The organism is Nesterenkonia sp. K-15-9-6 (assembly GCF_052656005.1).
Genome location: NZ_JBQYEY010000007.1, coordinates 71,304 through 86,006, shown reverse-complemented (window position 1 = coordinate 86,006; position 14,703 = coordinate 71,304). Strand labels below are relative to the sequence as shown.

Annotated in this window: 13 protein-coding genes and 1 riboswitch; of the genes, 3 read left to right on the top strand and 10 right to left on the bottom strand. The window is 70.1% G+C overall.

Annotation, left to right across the window (positions count from 1 at the left end; translation table 11 throughout):
* Positions 1 to 12: 12 nt before the first annotated feature.
* From paaE to SD455_RS06380, 10 genes are all read right to left on the bottom strand, one after another.
* Positions 13 to 1,170 carry a 1,2-phenylacetyl-CoA epoxidase subunit PaaE gene (paaE, locus tag SD455_RS06425; protein ID WP_445507576.1) on the bottom strand — a complete coding sequence of 386 codons (1,158 nt, stop codon included), beginning with the start codon at positions 1,168 to 1,170 and terminating at the stop codon, positions 13 to 15.
* Complete coding sequence (paaD, locus tag SD455_RS06420) at positions 1,170 to 1,709, bottom strand: 1,2-phenylacetyl-CoA epoxidase subunit PaaD (protein WP_445507606.1); 540 nt, start codon at positions 1,707 to 1,709, stop codon at positions 1,170 to 1,172. The genes paaE and paaD overlap by 1 nt, the downstream gene beginning before the upstream one ends.
* Positions 1,710 to 1,813: 104 nt before the next feature.
* Positions 1,814 to 2,641, bottom strand: coding sequence for a 1,2-phenylacetyl-CoA epoxidase subunit PaaC (paaC, locus tag SD455_RS06415; RefSeq protein ID WP_445507575.1), 828 nt, complete (start codon positions 2,639 to 2,641; stop codon positions 1,814 to 1,816).
* The gene (gene paaB, locus SD455_RS06410; RefSeq protein ID WP_070158946.1) at positions 2,638 to 2,943 is read right to left on the bottom strand and encodes a 1,2-phenylacetyl-CoA epoxidase subunit PaaB; all 306 of its coding nucleotides are present in this window, start codon (positions 2,941 to 2,943) and stop codon (positions 2,638 to 2,640) included. The genes paaC and paaB overlap by 4 nt, the downstream gene beginning before the upstream one ends.
* A gap of 65 nt (positions 2,944 to 3,008) precedes the next feature.
* The gene (gene paaA / locus SD455_RS06405; protein WP_445507574.1) at positions 3,009 to 4,040 is read right to left on the bottom strand and encodes a 1,2-phenylacetyl-CoA epoxidase subunit PaaA; all 1,032 of its coding nucleotides are present in this window, start codon (positions 4,038 to 4,040) and stop codon (positions 3,009 to 3,011) included.
* A gap of 212 nt (positions 4,041 to 4,252) precedes the next feature.
* Complete coding sequence (locus SD455_RS06400; RefSeq protein ID WP_070158952.1) at positions 4,253 to 4,870, bottom strand: TetR/AcrR family transcriptional regulator; 618 nt, start codon at positions 4,868 to 4,870, stop codon at positions 4,253 to 4,255.
* A 10-nt stretch (positions 4,871 to 4,880) separates the two neighbouring features.
* Complete coding sequence (locus SD455_RS06395; RefSeq protein WP_311025776.1) at positions 4,881 to 6,227, bottom strand: AMP-binding protein; 1,347 nt, start codon at positions 6,225 to 6,227, stop codon at positions 4,881 to 4,883.
* Between the two features lie 3 nt (positions 6,228 to 6,230).
* Positions 6,231 to 6,689, bottom strand: coding sequence for a hydroxyphenylacetyl-CoA thioesterase PaaI (gene paaI, locus SD455_RS06390; protein ID WP_139827654.1), 459 nt, complete (start codon positions 6,687 to 6,689; stop codon positions 6,231 to 6,233).
* Positions 6,690 to 6,828: 139 nt separating this feature from the next.
* Positions 6,829 to 7,842, bottom strand: coding sequence for an NAD-dependent epimerase/dehydratase family protein (locus SD455_RS06385; RefSeq protein WP_070158947.1), 1,014 nt, complete (start codon positions 7,840 to 7,842; stop codon positions 6,829 to 6,831).
* 76 nt (positions 7,843 to 7,918) lie between these two features.
* Complete coding sequence (locus SD455_RS06380; protein ID WP_445507573.1) at positions 7,919 to 8,731, bottom strand: M50 family metallopeptidase; 813 nt, start codon at positions 8,729 to 8,731, stop codon at positions 7,919 to 7,921.
* A gap of 194 nt (positions 8,732 to 8,925) precedes the next feature.
* Between SD455_RS06380 and SD455_RS06375 the strand changes: the two genes are divergently transcribed.
* The 3 genes from SD455_RS06375 (at position 8,926) to SD455_RS06365 (ending at position 14,655) form a co-directional block, all read left to right on the top strand.
* Entirely contained in the window at positions 8,926 to 10,107 is a 1,182-nt protein-coding gene (locus SD455_RS06375) for an acetyl-CoA C-acyltransferase (protein WP_445507572.1), read from the top strand.
* A gap of 323 nt (positions 10,108 to 10,430) precedes the next feature.
* Positions 10,431 to 12,785, top strand: coding sequence for a right-handed parallel beta-helix repeat-containing protein (locus SD455_RS06370; protein WP_445507571.1), 2,355 nt, complete (start codon positions 10,431 to 10,433; stop codon positions 12,783 to 12,785).
* A 229-nt stretch (positions 12,786 to 13,014) separates the two neighbouring features.
* Positions 13,015 to 13,131, top strand: a riboswitch (SAM riboswitch).
* Positions 13,132 to 13,266: 135 nt separating this feature from the next.
* Complete coding sequence (locus SD455_RS06365; protein ID WP_445507570.1) at positions 13,267 to 14,655, top strand: O-acetylhomoserine aminocarboxypropyltransferase/cysteine synthase family protein; 1,389 nt, start codon at positions 13,267 to 13,269, stop codon at positions 14,653 to 14,655.
* Positions 14,656 to 14,703 lie beyond the last annotated feature (48 nt).

Below are 14,703 nucleotides of genomic sequence, written 5' to 3'. Positions count from 1 at the left end.
ATCGGGGCCGTGTCAGGCGTCGTAGTCCACCACGAGCTTCTCCGCGGTGGGACGGGTCTGGCAGGTGAGCACATAGCCGGCCTCGAGCTCGTCGGTCTCTAGGGCGTAGTTCTCCTCCATCTCAAACTCCCCGCGCACCACCTTGGCCCGGCAGGTGCCGCAGACGCCGCCTGCGCAGGCGAAGGGCACGTCCGAGCGGGAGCGCAGCGCCGCATTGAGCACGGTCTCCCCGGATCCCTTCGGAGAGGTCACCTGGCCGGTCAGCCCGTCGAGGGTGAACTCGATCTCCACGGTCTCGCCGTCGGCCTCCTGTTCCACCCGGCGGCCCTGATGTCCCTCGGGGCGGTCCGGGCGGCCGGTGGTGAACAGCTCGAAGCGGACCTTCTCCTCCGGCACGCCGCGGGCGGCGAGCTGGTCGCGGACCAGCTGGACCAGCTCGAAGGGTCCGCAGAGGAACCATTCGTCGGTCTCGGGCACACGGAGCACCTTGTCCAGGAGGTCGCCGAGCTTCTCGACGTCGATCCGACCGGTCAGCAGCGGGTTGATGCGCTGCTCGCGGCTGAGCACATGGTGGATCGCCAGCCGGGAGGGGTGGCGGTCCTTCAGATCGCCCAGCTCTTCGGCGAACATGACGTCGCCGGCGGAACGGTTGGCGTAGACCAGGTCGAAGGTCGAGCTGTCCGAGGCGGCCAGCACAGAGCGGGCGATCGCCATGATCGGGGTGATCCCGGAGCCCGCGGCGAAGGCCACCAGGTGCACATCGGGGCGGCCGGCCACGGCCTCGGCGGCGAGCTCCTCGGGCCGGTTCATGGAGGTGATGGCCGTCCTGGAGACGAAGGTCCCGGAGGGGTTCATCACCTGCAGGGTGTCGCCGGGGGAGAGGTGCTCGTTGGCCCAGGTGGAGAAGGATCCGCCGAGGTCGCGCTTGATGGCGATCCGGATCTCGCCGCGGGTGGGCTCCTGACACAGCGAGTAGGAGCGTCGGACCTGCTGGCCGTCGATCTCAGCGCGCAGCGCCACGTACTGGCCGGGGGCGTAGTCGAAGTCGTCCTGGAGCTCCTCCGGCACGGCGAAGGTGACCTCCACCGAGTCGGGGGTGAGTCGCCGCACCTCGGAGACGGTGAGGGTGGAGAACTTCGCACGACGGCGCTTGGTGGTCTTGATCTGCATCAGTGCACCTTGAAGTGGTCGAAGGGTTCCAGGCACTGCCGGCACTGGTAGAGGGCCTTGCAGGCGGTGGAGCCGAAGCGGGTCATCTCACGGGTGTCCGGGGAGTCGCAGTGCGGGCACTTCACGCTCAGCCCTACCCGTACAGGTCCGACGGCGGCCCGCCCGGTGGGCGGAGCGATCCCGTAGGCACGCAGCTTGGCCTTTCCGGCCTCGGTCATCCAATCGGTGGTCCAGGCCGGCTGCAGCACGGTCTCCACGCGGACGCGCTCATGGCCGGCGGCGCGCAGTGCCTCCCGGACATCGGAGGTGATGGTGTCCATGGCGGGGCAGCCGGAGTAGGTGGGGGTGATCACGACGACGGCGGTCCCGTCCTCGTCGAGGCGGGCGTCGCGCAGGATGCCGAGGTCCTCGATGGACAGCACAGGGATCTCCGGGTCGTTGACCGTGGCCGCGATCTCCCACAGGGTGCGCTCCCGGCCGCCGTCGACGGCTGGTTCCGCCGTCTCAGCGGTCGGCGCGAGCGACGGGTGGCCGGCCATCATGGTCTCTGCCACGATGCGGGAGGCCTGGCGTGGGTCAGGGGTCTCATAGCGTGCGCTCATGGCGTCCTCCGTCCTGCCGGCTCGGGTCCGGACTGCGATGCTCACCAGCTCGCTCCGGGGTGCTGACGCGCGAGCACCTGCATCTCCGCGAGGATGAAGCCTCGCTGCTCCGAGAACCGTCCCGTCCGGTCCGAGCCGTAGGCCCCGGAGATCTCGGGCACGGTGAGGCCGGCGGCCTCGATCATCTCCTGCAGCTGGTGCAGGGTGTCATCGCGCAGGCTGGAGGGCAGGACTGCGACGTCGCCGAGTGCGGGGATCGGGTCGACGTCGAGGAACAGCTCCTCCACGTAGGACCACAGCGAGTCCAGCCCGTCCTGGATGCGGCGGCTGGACTCCTCGGTGCCCAGTCCGAGCCTCAGGGTCCACTGGGCGGCATGGTCCTGATGGTACTGGACCTCCTTGAGTGCCTTGTCCGCGATGGCGGCCAGGGTCGGGTCGGTGGAGTGGACCAGCCGGCTGTAGAGCTGGTGCTGATAGGTGCTGAAGATCAGCTGGCGGGCGATCGTGCGGCCGAAGTCCCCGTTCTCCTGCTCCACGAGACGGCAGGAGCGGAACTCCTCCTCATCGCGGAAGTAGGCCAGATCGTCCTCGGTCTTGCCCCAGGCGGTGCCCGCATAGGTGAGCAGGAAGCGGGCATGTCCCAGCAGATCCAGGGCGATGTTGGCCAGCGCGACGTCCTCCTCCAGCTCAGGGGCGCGGGAGATCCAGGAGCTGAGGCGCTGGGAGAGCATCAGGGCGTCGTCGCCGAGGATCATCGCGTAGCGGGCGGTGGCCTCGTCGGCGACGGCGTCGGAGGCGGCGATCTCCTCCGGGGTGATCGCCTCGCCCTGGGACTGGCGCGTGGCGGAGTCGTGGGATGCGAAGCTCACAGGTGCTTCACCCCCTCCGACTGCGTGTAGTAGGTGGCGTGACGGTAGCTCTTGCCCTGCGGGGACTCGAAGAACCCGCCCTTGGAGTCGGGGTCGGAGGCCATGATTGCCTCGGCCGGCACCACCCACACCGAGGTGCCCTCGTTGCGCCGGGTGTAGAGGTCCCGGGCGTTGCGCAGCGCCATGGTGGCGTCCGGGGCGTGCAGCGAGCCGGCGTGGACGTGGGAGAGTCCGCGGGAGGAGCGGATGAACACCTCCCACAGGGGCCACGAGCCGGAGTCTGCGGGGTCGATGGAGGTCATGGGCCTCGCCTTTCCTGAGGGTGTCTCGGGAGTCGAAGGGTGATGGGATGTGACGAGCCGATGGATCAGGCGCCGGCGAGGGCGGCCTGTTCCTGGTGCTGGCGGCCGGCGTAGGCCGCGGCGGCCTCGCGCACCCACGCGCCCTCGTCACGGGCGCGGCGGTAGTGCTCCAGGCGCTGGCGGCTCAGCGGGCCGTTGCCCTTGAGCACGGAGAAGAACTCGTCCCAGTCCAGCTCGCCGAAGTCGTAGTGGCCGCGCTCCTCGTTCCACTGCAGGTCGGGGTCCGGCAGCGTCAGCCCCAGGGCCTCGGCCTGGGGGACGATCATGTCCACGAAGCGCTGGCGCAGCTCGTCGTTGGAGAAGCGCTTGATGTTCCACGCCATGGACTGTCCGGAGTTGGGGGAGTCGCTGTCCGGCGGGCCGAACATCTGGAGGGCAGGTCCGTAGAAGCGGTCCACGGCGTCCTGGGCCATCTGATGCTGTTCCTCGGTGCCGTGGGAGAGCGTGTAGAGGATCTCCCAGCCCTGCCGCTGGTGGAAGGACTCCTCCTTGCAGACGCGTACCATCGCGCGTCCGTAGGGCCCGTAGGAGGCGCGGCACAGGGGTACCTGGTTGGTGATGGCCGCGCCGTCGACCAGCCAGCCGATGGCGCCGACGTCGGCCCAGGTCCGGGCCGGGTAGTTGAAGATGGAGGAGTACTTCGCGCGGCCCGTGTAGAGCTGGTCGAACATCTCGTCCCGCGGAGTGCCCAGCGTCTCGGCTGCGGAGTAGAGGTAGAGTCCGTGGCCGGCCTCGTCCTGGACCTTGGCCATGAGGATGGCCTTGCGCTTCAGGCTCGGGGCGCGGGAGATCCAGTTGCCCTCCGGCTGCATCCCGATGATCTCCGAGTGCGCGTGCTGGGAGACCTGGCGGACCAGGGTCTTGCGGTACGGCTCGGGCATCCAGTCCCGCGGCTCCACTCGGGAGTCTGCGGCGATGAGCTCCTCGAAGCGCTCCTGACCGGCCCGCGCGGCGTCCGCGGCCGCGGACGCGTCGGAGTCGTCCGACAGGCGGAGCTGCGGTGCGTGGGGGTCCTGGGAAGGGTGCTCTGCCGACATGCTGGTCCTCGTTTCCGTCGCCTGAATTACCGACCGTTCGTTCAGTATAGCAGGGTAGGTGTGATGGTCAACACACGATGACCTGGGGATATCTGGTCCAGGACAGGTGCGGGAACGCACCGATCGGGCGATGCGACGGGCCTCGTCGGCCGTGAAGCCTTCGGTGGGCACTCGCATCGCCCGATCGGCGGCAGAAGGATGTGGTGGCGGCGTCAGCTCCGCGGGGAACGCAGCCCGTCCAGCAGCAGGTGGGTGACCGTCGCGGCCAGGGCGTCGTCGGGCTGCCCGTCCTGCGGGCGGTACCAGTCCACCAGGGAGTTGACCATGCCCATGGCCAGGCGCGAGGCGGTGCGGGCGTCGACGTCGTCACGCAGGTCGCCGTCGGCCTGGGCCTGACGGATCAGCTCTGCGATCCGCAGGGTGATCTCCCGGCGTCGCTGCAGGGCCTTGACCTCCATCTCCGAGTTGCCGCGCAGCCGCAGCAGCAGCGTCACGTACGGCAGCGAGGCGGTCAGGACCTTCACCGACTCCCGGATGATGGTCTCCAGCTCGTCCACCGCCGGGGCGCCGAGCGCCTCGGCCTCGCTGACCACGCGCTCCAGCTCCGCCAGCGACCGGTTCAGCGCGATGTCCAGGATCTCCTCCTTGGAGGAGACGTGGTGGTAGATCGCGGACTTGGAGATGCCCAGCTCCCGGGACAGCGCTCCCATGGAGGTGGCCTCGTAGCCGTGGCGGTTGAAGGCCTCCACGCAGACGGTCAGCAGGGCCTCGCGGTCATAGCCGGGCCGCCCGCGGCGCGAGGTCCCGGAAGAGGTGGGGGTGGTCGTCATGGGCATCAGGCTATCCGGCCTGCCGCGGACGCTCGTCGTAGATGCGCCGCAGCTTTCCGGAGGAGCGGGCCAGCGATCCCGGCTCCTCCACCGATACTCGGCAGCTGGTGCCGATGCGGACTTTGATGCGGCGGGCGAGCTCAGCGCCGGCGGAGTCGGCGGCCGCGCCGTCGCACTCCGGCCGGCGCTCGATGTGGACCGTCATCTCGTCCATGGTTCCTGGGCGGCTCAGGCGCAGCTGGAAGTGCGGGGAGAGCTCCTCGATCTCCAGGGCGATCTCTTCGATCTGGGAGGGGAACAGGTTCACCCCGCGCAGGATGATCATGTCATCGCTGCGACCGGTGATCCGGGCCATGCGTCGATGCCCCGGCCGGTCGGTGCCCGGCATCAGCCGGGTCAGGTCATGGGTGCGGTAGCGGATGATCGGCAGCGCCTGCTTGGTGAGCGTGGTGAACACCAGCTCGCCGTCCTCCCCCGTGGGCAGCGGCTCCTCGGTGATCGGATCGATGATCTCGGGGCGGAAGTGGTCCTCCCAGATGGTGGAGCCGTCCTGCAGCTCCCAGGACTCGCCGGCCACGCCCGGGCCCATGATCTCGGAGAGGCCATAGATGTCGCAGGCCCGGATCGCGAAGGTCTCCTCGATCTCATGCCGCATCTGCTCGGTCCACGGTTCGGCGCCGAGCACCGCGATCTCCAGGGAGGTGGAGCGCGGATCGATGCCGGCTTCCCGGAACGTGTCGGCCAGGGCCAGCAGGTAGGTGGGCGTGCACAGGATGACGCGGGGCCGGAAGTCCTGGATCAGCTGCACCTGCTTCTCGGACTGTCCGCCGGACATCGGAATCACGGTGCCGCCGAGCCTCTCGATGCCGTAATGGGCGCCCAGGCCACCGGTGAACAGGCCGTAGCCGTAGGCGTTGTGGACGAGGTCGCCCGGCCGGACGCCCGAGAATCGCAGACAGCGGGCCAACAGCGACGCCCAGACGTCGATGTCGTCCTGCGTGTAGCCCACCACGGTGGGGCGACCGGTGGTGCCCGAGGAGGCGTGGATCCGGCGGACCTGTTCCATGGGCACGGCGAAGGCCTTGAACGGGTAGGCCGCCCGCAGGAACTCCTTGTCGGTGAAGGGGAACTTCGCCAGGTCCTCCAGGCTGCGCAGGTCATCGGGTCCCACGCCGTGGGCGTCGTAGAGCGCGCGGTAGGCGGGGACGTTGTCGTAGGCGTGCCGGACGGTGTGCTGCAGTCGGGTCAGCTGCAGCGTCTCGATCTCCTCGCGGGTGGCCAGCTCCTCAGGATCCGGCAGGGCGGGGTCGTGGGGCTGTGCGCTGTCACGGGTGGGTTCGTCGGCCAGGGTGTTCATGGCTCACTTCTTTCCGGGGGACGGGACGGTGCGGGAGCGGCCGCGGAAGACGGCGATGGTCTCGTCCCCGCGGGTGACGCTGACGTCGTAGACTCCGCTGCGTCCGGAGCGGGAGACCTCCACGGCCTCGGCGATGAGCTCATCACCCAGCCAGGCGGTCTTCAGGAAGTTGATGTCGGCCCCGGAGGCGACGGTCACAGTGGCGTCGTCGCCGTCGGGGTGGTTGCACGCCATGGCGAAGCAGGTGTCGGCCAGGGCGAAGATCATTCCCCCGTGGACGATGTCGAAGCCGTTGGTCATCTCGCGGCGCACCGTCATGCGCAGGCGGGCGTGCCCGGGGTCGGCCTGGAGCACCTCGGCGCCGAGCCAGCGGGTGCAGCGGTCCGTCTCCAGCATCCTGTGCCGGGGTCCGCCGTCGGGCATGATCACGCCTTCGTAGGCCAGCTGGGTGGGCTCGGTCATCGACACTCCTCGACTTATTTCCAGACCGATTGGTCGGTAAGTCAACTCAAGCATCGCCGTCATGTGATGTCAAGCACATCTCTGGGCGGCGGCCCGTGCGGCGGCCCGTGCGGCGGCAGAGGTCGGCTGACCGGCCCTCTCAGTCGTCCGCGGCGGGCTTCTCGAGCATCGGCGCATAGCCGGATCGGAAGTCCGGGTGCCTCAGCCCGCCCAGGAAGCGGTGCAGCGCCGCGCCGTCGACGGCCCGGCCGTGGGCCGGCGTCGCGCTCCACAGGGGGTCCTCCCGCCCGGTGTGGAGCACCTGGTCCAGTGCGACGCCCTCCGGGATGAGGTGCGGCCACGGACGCGGCAGGCCGAGCTCATCGGCCAGCCAGTCGTGCACCATCCCCACCGGCACGGGCAGCTCGTCCACGCCCAGCAGCACCGAGGGGCACTCGGATGCGGTGACCATCGCGGCGGCCGCCGCGGCGGCGTCGTCCACGTGGATCCGGTTGGAGATCTTCCAGGGGTCCGTGCCCAGGCTTCCGGCGGTGGAGACCTGGGCGGAACCGGTCAGCTCAGCGGCGGCGCCGAACCCTCCGCCGAGCACCTGGTCGAGCAGCCGTCGACGTCCGGGCCCGTAGATCCCGGCCAGGCGCAGCACCACGGACTCCACCGAGTCGTCGCTGCGCAGCAGCTGCTCGGTCTCGGCCAGCACCTCGCCGGTCGGAGTGTTCGGGTGCAGGGGAGAGGTCTCATCGATCAGGCCCTCCTCCCCGCCATGGACCGCGGTGGAGGACACCAGCACCATCCGAACCCGCCGTCCGGAGCGGCCGCCCAGCCGATCGGCACGCTCCAGCAGCGCGCGCAGGCCGTCACGGTACACGGCTCGGTAGCGCGCTGCGGAGCGCGCCCCAGCGGTCGGACAGAACACGACGGCGGCGGTGTCCTCGGGCAGCTCGGGCAGCTCCGAGCCGCGGGTGAGGTCCGCCGGGACGCGGCCGAACCCCTCCGGCAGCGTCGAGGGGTCACGCTTCCAGCCGTCGACGGCGCGGCCTGCCGACCGCAGCAGTCGTCCGATCCGGGTGCCCAGGTCGCCCGCGCCCACGATCACCACCCGACCGACCTCGGAGGACTCTGCGGTGGGGCCGGTGCTCGCCGTGGGGGAGGTCATGGACTTCAGGCTACCGGCCCCGTGCTGTTCAGGCCCAGTGGAGTTCAGGGCCAGTGCTGTTCAGGGCTAGGGCAGCTCAGCCCCAGGGCCAGGGGGCGCCGTCGAGCAGCTGCCAGCCGCCCAGGGCCAGCGCCGCGACGCAGACCAGCCAGAACAGCCCCACCCACAGGGCCGCGGGAGTGCGGGTGAGGCGGGCCAGCTGGTCGGCGTCGCTGTCACCGCCGCGGGTGCGTCGGCGCTGGCGCTGCAGCTCGACGACCGCCCGCGGCGCTGCGAGCAGCAGCGACCACACCACCACCTGGGCGGCCGCCGAGAGCACCGGTCCGGTGGCCCACCAGGACAGTGCGCCCACCGTGGCGCCGAGCATCAGCACGACCCACAGGCCGTAGAGGTTGCGCACCAGCAGAAGCATCAGGGCGCTGGTGACCACCAGGATCCACAGCACCGCCGCCGCGTGGCCGGCGCCCAGCAGCATCGCGCCCGCGGCCCCGGCCACGGCCGGGGCCGGGTAGCCCGCGCACAGCGTGGCGATCATGCCGGGGCCGTCCGGCCGTCCCCGGGAGACCGTCAGACCGGAGGTGTCAGCATGGAGGCGCACTCCCTGCAGTCGCCGGCCCGCCAGGGCCGCGACGACGGCGTGGCCCGCCTCATGCACCAGCGTCACCAGGTGCCGCACCAGGCGGTACCCGCCCGGGCTCCAGATCACGGCCAGCACGACGGCGGCCAGCAGTAGGGACACCTGCCAGCTCACGGGATCCTGGGCGGCGGCGACCCGGTCCCAGAGCTGGGCGGGCCAGTCCGCGAGCGTCGACATGTGCGGCGCCAGGGAGGTCGCAGGCGGGGGCGACGCTGTAGCACCCGCGGAGGGGGCGGTCTCGGAGACGATCATGACGGACAGTGTGCCGTCTCCGTCCGGATGCGAGCTGACAGCGCGCGGTCGGCGTCGCCGACGTCTGACGTGACGCTGCTCACCGCGATACTCTGGCTGGACGTCTGACGGGACGACGGCGTCCTCTGCGGTGCGGCCGCGGCGTCGTCCGGCTCCCGGACAGGATGCGACCATCACTGCAGCAGAGGAGAGTCATGTCTGGAACTGTCATCGTCGCCGGTGCCCGCACGCCCATGGGGCGGCTGCTGGGAGGGCTGTCGTCGCTGTCGGCCGCGGAGCTCGGCGCGGTCGCCATCTCCGGCGCCCTGGAGCGTGCCGGGGTCTCCGGTGACGCGGTCGACTATGTGGTCATGGGTCAGGTGATCCAGGCCGGCGCCGGGCAGAACCCTGCACGCACCGCCTCGATCGGGGCCGGGATCCCCGCCTCGGTGCCGTCGATCACCCTGAACAAGGTGTGCCTGTCCGGCCTCAACGCCGTGGCCACCGCCGACCAGCTCATCCGCGCCGGGGAGTGCGAGATCGTCGTCGCCGGCGGGATGGAGTCGATGTCCAACGCCCCGCACCTGCTGCCCGGCTCCCGGACCGGGACGAAGTACGGTGACACCGCACTGGTCGACTCCATGGCCTATGACGCGCTCTACGACCAGGCCACCTCTCAGGCGATGGGGGCGCTGACCGAGTCCTGCAACACCGGCGAGGCCGAGGTCTCCCGGGAGGAGCAGGACCGGGTGGCCGCCGCCTCGCACCAGCGCGCCGCGGCCGCGCAGGAGAAGGGGCTCTTCGCCGCGGAGATCGTCCCGGTGGAGGTGCCGCAGCGTCGCGGGGAGCCGCTGGTGGTCGACGCGGACGAGGGCATCCGGCCCGAGGCCACCGCCGAATCGCTGGGCAAGCTGCGTCCCGCCTTCGCCCAGGACGGCACCATCACCGCCGGCTCGGCCTCACAGATCTCCGACGGTGCAGCCGCCCTGGTGGTCATGGCCAAGGAGAAGGCCCAGGAGCTCGGGCTGGAGTGGATCGCCGAGATCGGCGCCCACGGCATGGTCGCCGGTCCGGACTCCTCCCTGCAGCTGCAGCCGGCCAACGCCATCGCAGCGGCCTGCGCCAAGGAGGGCGTCGAGCCCGCCGAGCTGGACCTGGTGGAGATCAACGAAGCCTTCGCCGCCGTCGGGGTGGCCTCGGCGCGGCAGCTAGGGATCGGGGAGGAGAAGCTCAACGTCAACGGTGGAGCCATCGCCCTGGGACACCCGGTGGGGATGTCCGGTGCGCGGCTGCTGCTGCACCTGGCGCTGGAGCTGGGACGCCGCGGAGGCGGAGTCGGCGCGGCCGGCCTCTGCGGCGGCGGCGGTCAGGGTGACGCCCTGATCCTGCGGGTCTGATCCTGCGGTCTGGGCAGGAGGGTCTGAGTCGCAGGCCTGACCGTTTTGCCCCGACATGATTCTGGAACCCCGCGAAGGTCAGCGGGGTTCCAGAATCATGTCGGGGCGCCAGTGGTGGACGATGACGCTGTGGCGCGTCAGGTCGAGGAGCGTATCGGACGATTCCTCCTTGGCAATGCACTCAGCGTCGCATCTCCTTCTCTGTGACGATGATCACCTCTAGGTTGGTCGGGACAGCGCTGTCCACTGCCTGAGGGGGAGACCAGATGTCCGAGTCCGCCGCACCCGAGCGACCCACCGTCCGCAGAAGAAGAGGCCCCGGCGTGAGCTCCCGCGGAGCGACGACGGCCGTCGCCCTGGCGCTGGTCGGCGCGCTGCTGGCCCCGCCGTCGGCCTGGGCCGACGCCGAGCAGGAGTCCGCTCCGGAGCCAGACGTCCAGGCGGAGGAGCTCGAATGGCAGGAGATCACCTTCGGCCAGTCCACCGACCTGGACTTCTCCTCCAACGTGCTGCCGGAGAAGGTCGGCGTGAATCATGCTGTGCCTGATGAGCCCGGCACGATCGAGGGCGAGATCTTCATGGAGAGTCGCGGCGGTAAGCTCGCCCCGGGCCACGACGGTCTGACCTTCTACCATGTGACGCTCGACCCGAACGAGCACAACTTCGTCCTCGAGGCGGAGGTGACCGTCCACCAGCTCGGTCCCGAGACCGGGGCGAACCCGAACGGTCAGGAGGGCGCGGGGCTGATGGTCCGCGATCTCAACGGCGGACCCCGCCAGGACCCCATGCTCGAGGGCTTCGAAGAGGTCCCGGCGGCCTCGAACTACGCCTCCACCACCATGTTGCGTCATGGGTCGGTGGGGATGACACGCACCGGCGTCACCGAGCCGTGGGGGACGGTGGGCTCGGAGCGCAGCGCCACGGACCTCGGACGGCACGGACTGATGATCGACGAGCCGGTCACCATGCGCCTGGAACGCACCGACGACGCCTTCCTCATGTCCACCACCTATACGCATCTGGATGAGCCGGAGACCCACACCCACGAGCTCGAGGGCGCGGACTGGGTCCAGGACATCGAGCCGGACCTGATGACCGTGGGCTTCTTCGCCTCCCGCAACGTGGCGGTGACCTTCTCCGACGCCTCCCTGACCCTCAGCGATGCCGACACCCAGCCCCGCCCCGAGCAGCCCGAACCGGTCACCCCGGTCGCCTTCGACCTGCGTGCCCCCGAACATTCCGGCAGCACCGACTATCCCTTCGCCGCATCTGCCAGCTACCCGGGCACCGTCGACGTCGCCGTCGACGGGGAGACAGTCCTGGCCGGTGAGCCCATCACCGCGGAGGAGGAGTTCACCGCGCAGCTGGAGCTGCCCGAGGGGGCGAGCACCATCAGCGCCACCTACCACCCGGCCGACGGGCCGGACCTGAGCCCGATCACCCGCGGCGTCGATGTCACCGTGCGCGAGTTTCGCGACGACGCCCCGCTGGTGGTCTCGCCTGAGGGAACCCCCGAGGGGGACGGCACCGAGGAGAGCCCGCTCGATGTGCACACGGCGGTCACCCACGTGCTGCCGGGCCAGGAGGTCCAGCTGCTCGAGGGCGACTATGAGCCGGAGAGCACCATCTCGCTGTCCCCGGCCTACTCCGGCACGGCCGAGGAGCCGAAGACGCTCACCGCCGCAGAGGATGCGGAGGTCACGCTCGACGGTCGGTCCGCCCTGCAGCAGATCATCCGCTTGGACGCTGACCATTGGGTCATCTCGGACATGGAGCTCACCCGCTCCGCCGGCAACGGGCTGCGCTCCTCAGGCTCGCACAACGTCGTCGACTCGATGGTCTTCAGCCATAACGGCAACTCCGGCTTCCAGCTCACCGGTTCCGGCGACCCGGAGGACTGGCCCGCCGAGAACCTGATCGTGAACTCTGAGGCCCACGACAATCGCGACCCGGCCGACATCAACGCCGACGGCTTCGCTGCCAAGCTCGGCGTCGGCCCCGGCAACGTCTTCCGCGGCAATGTGGCCCACCACAACATCGACGACGGCTGGGACCTCTACAACCGGACCAACGAGGGCCCCAACTTCCCGATCACCTTGGAGGACAACATCGCCCACCACAACGGGCAGCTCTCCGACGGCTACAACGCCGGGTCCGGCGTGGGCACCGGCTTCAAGGTCGGCGGCGAGGGCCTGCCGGTGGACCACGTGCTCGCCGGGAACCTGGCCTACGCCAACAACCTGGACGGCTTCTCCGACAACTTCAACCCGGGCCGGCTCGAGCTGACCAACAACACGGCGGTGGACAACGCCCGGTACAACTACATCTTCCGCACCAATCCGTATTTCGAGCCCGAGGAGCAGGGCGTCTTCCGCAACAACCTCTCGGCGCACACGGACAGCCATGACCGGGCGGACCAGGTTTCCGGCGACGTCGACGCCAGCAACGTCCTCTACGACGGCAGCCGCTCACAGACCTCCGACGGGCAGCGGCTCGTGGTGCAACGCGACCTGGTCTCCGCCACGCCGCCGGTCTCTCACGCGCGCGACGAGGACGGGGCACTGGTCCACGGCGACTTCGCCCGACCCACGTTCCATTCGTTCCTCACCGGTGGTGGGATCGACGGTGGGCATGTCGGCGCGGTGGAGCCTGCGGGTCATCCAGGAGGACGCGACTGAGCGGAGGTGTGAGTCCACCCCGCCCCGAGAAGATTCTGGAACCCCGCAAAGATCAGCGGGGTTCCAGAATCAACTCGGGGCGCAAGCGGCTGCGGCGCCGACCGGAGCGGTCGGCGGCGGTGCCGCGTCCGTGCGACTCCTGGGCTCCCGGTCTCCTGGGCTCCCGGGGTCCGACACCTGAGGACACAGACTTGCCCAGATCCCGCAGATCAGGGCAGACTGTGAGGCAGGTCAAGAGTGCCAGCGTCAAACCCCGGTTTGCTGGCCGGCAACCCTCCAGTTCGCGGTGGGGTGCCCCGGGTGACGACCAGGCCCTGCCGCCCATGCGGTGGGGCAAGCGCGGGCCATCACACCACAGTGCGGCCCACAAACCCATGTCCTCGACGACAGGGCCGCCACACGGGCAACAGCTTCGGGCGTCACGCCTGGAGTGTCTCCGACGGTCCTGTCGACACGACCGCATTGAACGGAGACACCTCCCATGACGACCACCGAGCACACGCAGACCCCTCGGTTCGAGACCCAGCAGATCCACGCCGGCGTCGCCCCGGATCCGGTGACCGGCGCCCGGGCCCTGCCCATCCAGCAGACCACCTCCTTCGTCTTCCCCAGCACCGAGGCCGCCGGCAAGCGGTTCGGGCTGGAAGAGGTCGCCCCGATCTACACCCGCATCGGCAACCCCACGGTGCAGGCCGTGGAGGACAAGACCGCCGCGCTCGAAGGAGGCGTCGGTGCCCTCGCCGTCGGCTCCGGCCAGGCGGCGGCCTCGTTGGCGCTGCTCAACGTCGTCGAGGCGGGCGGCCACATCGTCGCCTCCCCGTCGCTGTACGGCGGCACCCAGAACCTCTTCAAGCACACGCTGACGAAGTTCGGCATTGAGGTCACCTTCGTGGAGGACCCGGACGACACCGAGTCCTGGCGGGCCGCCATCCGCGAGAACACCGCGGCCTTCTTCGGTGAGGTCGTGGCCAACCCGCGCGGAGACGTCCTGGACCTGGAGGCGGTCTCCGCCGTGGCCCACGAGCACGGCGCCCCGCTGATCGTGGACAACACCCTGACCACGCCGTACCTGATCCGGCCGATCGAGCACGGCGCCGACGTCGTCATCCACTCCGCCACCAAGTTCCTGGGCGGCCACGGCACGGCGATCGCCGGCGTGATCGTGGACTCGGGGAACTTCGACTACACCGCCTACCCGGAGCGCTTCCCCGGCTTCAACACCCCGGATGAGAGCTACCACGGCCTCGTCTTCGGCCGGGACCTGGGCGCCGACGGCGTCTTCGGAGTGAACCTGTCCTACGTGCTCAAGGCCCGCGTGCAGCTGCTGCGCGACCTCGGCCCGGCGCTGTCTCCGCACAACGCCTTCGAGATCAACCTCGGCCTGGAGACTCTGAGCCTGAGGATCGAGCGCCACGTGGAGAACGCCCAGAAGGTCGCCGAGTTCCTGGAGGCGCACCCGGCCGTGAAGCGGGTCTCCTACCCGGGCCTGGCCTCCAGCCCCTGGTACGAGCAGGCCCAGCGGTACCTGCCGAAGGGCGTGGGAGCGGTGCTCGCCTTCGAGGTCGACGGCGGTGCGCCCGCCGGCCAGGCCGTGGTGGACTCCCTCGAGCTCCACTCGTTGGTGGCCAACGTGGGCGACGTCCGCTCCCTGGCCATCCATCCGGCCTCCACCACCCACCGCCAGCTCACCGAGGACGAGCAGCGCGCCGCCGGCGTCGTGCCCGGCCTGGTGCGCCTGTCGGTGGGCCTGGAGCACATCGAGGACATCATCGCCGACCTCGAGCAGGGGCTGGAGAAGGCGATCACGACCGCGGCCACCGGTCCGCAGAGTGAGAAGGCAGCGGCTCCCGAGCCGCAGCCGGTGGCCTGAGGCTAGCCTGAGAGGCCGATGAGGCCCGTCCGTATCCGCCGGTTCATC

Coding starts and splice junctions, on each gene's coding strand:
- SD455_RS06365 (WP_445507570.1), top strand. CDS start 13,267: ATGACGACCACCGAGCACACGCAGACCCCTCGGTTCGAGACCCAGCAG.
- SD455_RS06375 (WP_445507572.1), top strand. CDS start 8,926: ATGTCTGGAACTGTCATCGTCGCCGGTGCCCGCACGCCCATGGGGCGG.
- SD455_RS06400 (WP_070158952.1), bottom strand. CDS start 4,870: ATGACGACCACCCCCACCTCTTCCGGGACCTCGCGCCGCGGGCGGCCC.
- paaA (WP_445507574.1), bottom strand. CDS start 4,040: ATGTCGGCAGAGCACCCTTCCCAGGACCCCCACGCACCGCAGCTCCGC.
- SD455_RS06385 (WP_070158947.1), bottom strand. CDS start 7,842: ATGACCTCCCCCACGGCGAGCACCGGCCCCACCGCAGAGTCCTCCGAG.
- SD455_RS06395 (WP_311025776.1), bottom strand. CDS start 6,227: ATGAACACCCTGGCCGACGAACCCACCCGTGACAGCGCACAGCCCCAC.
- SD455_RS06380 (WP_445507573.1), bottom strand. CDS start 8,731: ATGATCGTCTCCGAGACCGCCCCCTCCGCGGGTGCTACAGCGTCGCCC.
- paaE (WP_445507576.1), bottom strand. CDS start 1,170: ATGCAGATCAAGACCACCAAGCGCCGTCGTGCGAAGTTCTCCACCCTC.
- paaB (WP_070158946.1), bottom strand. CDS start 2,943: ATGACCTCCATCGACCCCGCAGACTCCGGCTCGTGGCCCCTGTGGGAG.
- paaI (WP_139827654.1), bottom strand. CDS start 6,689: ATGACCGAGCCCACCCAGCTGGCCTACGAAGGCGTGATCATGCCCGAC.
- paaD (WP_445507606.1), bottom strand. CDS start 1,709: ATGGCCGGCCACCCGTCGCTCGCGCCGACCGCTGAGACGGCGGAACCA.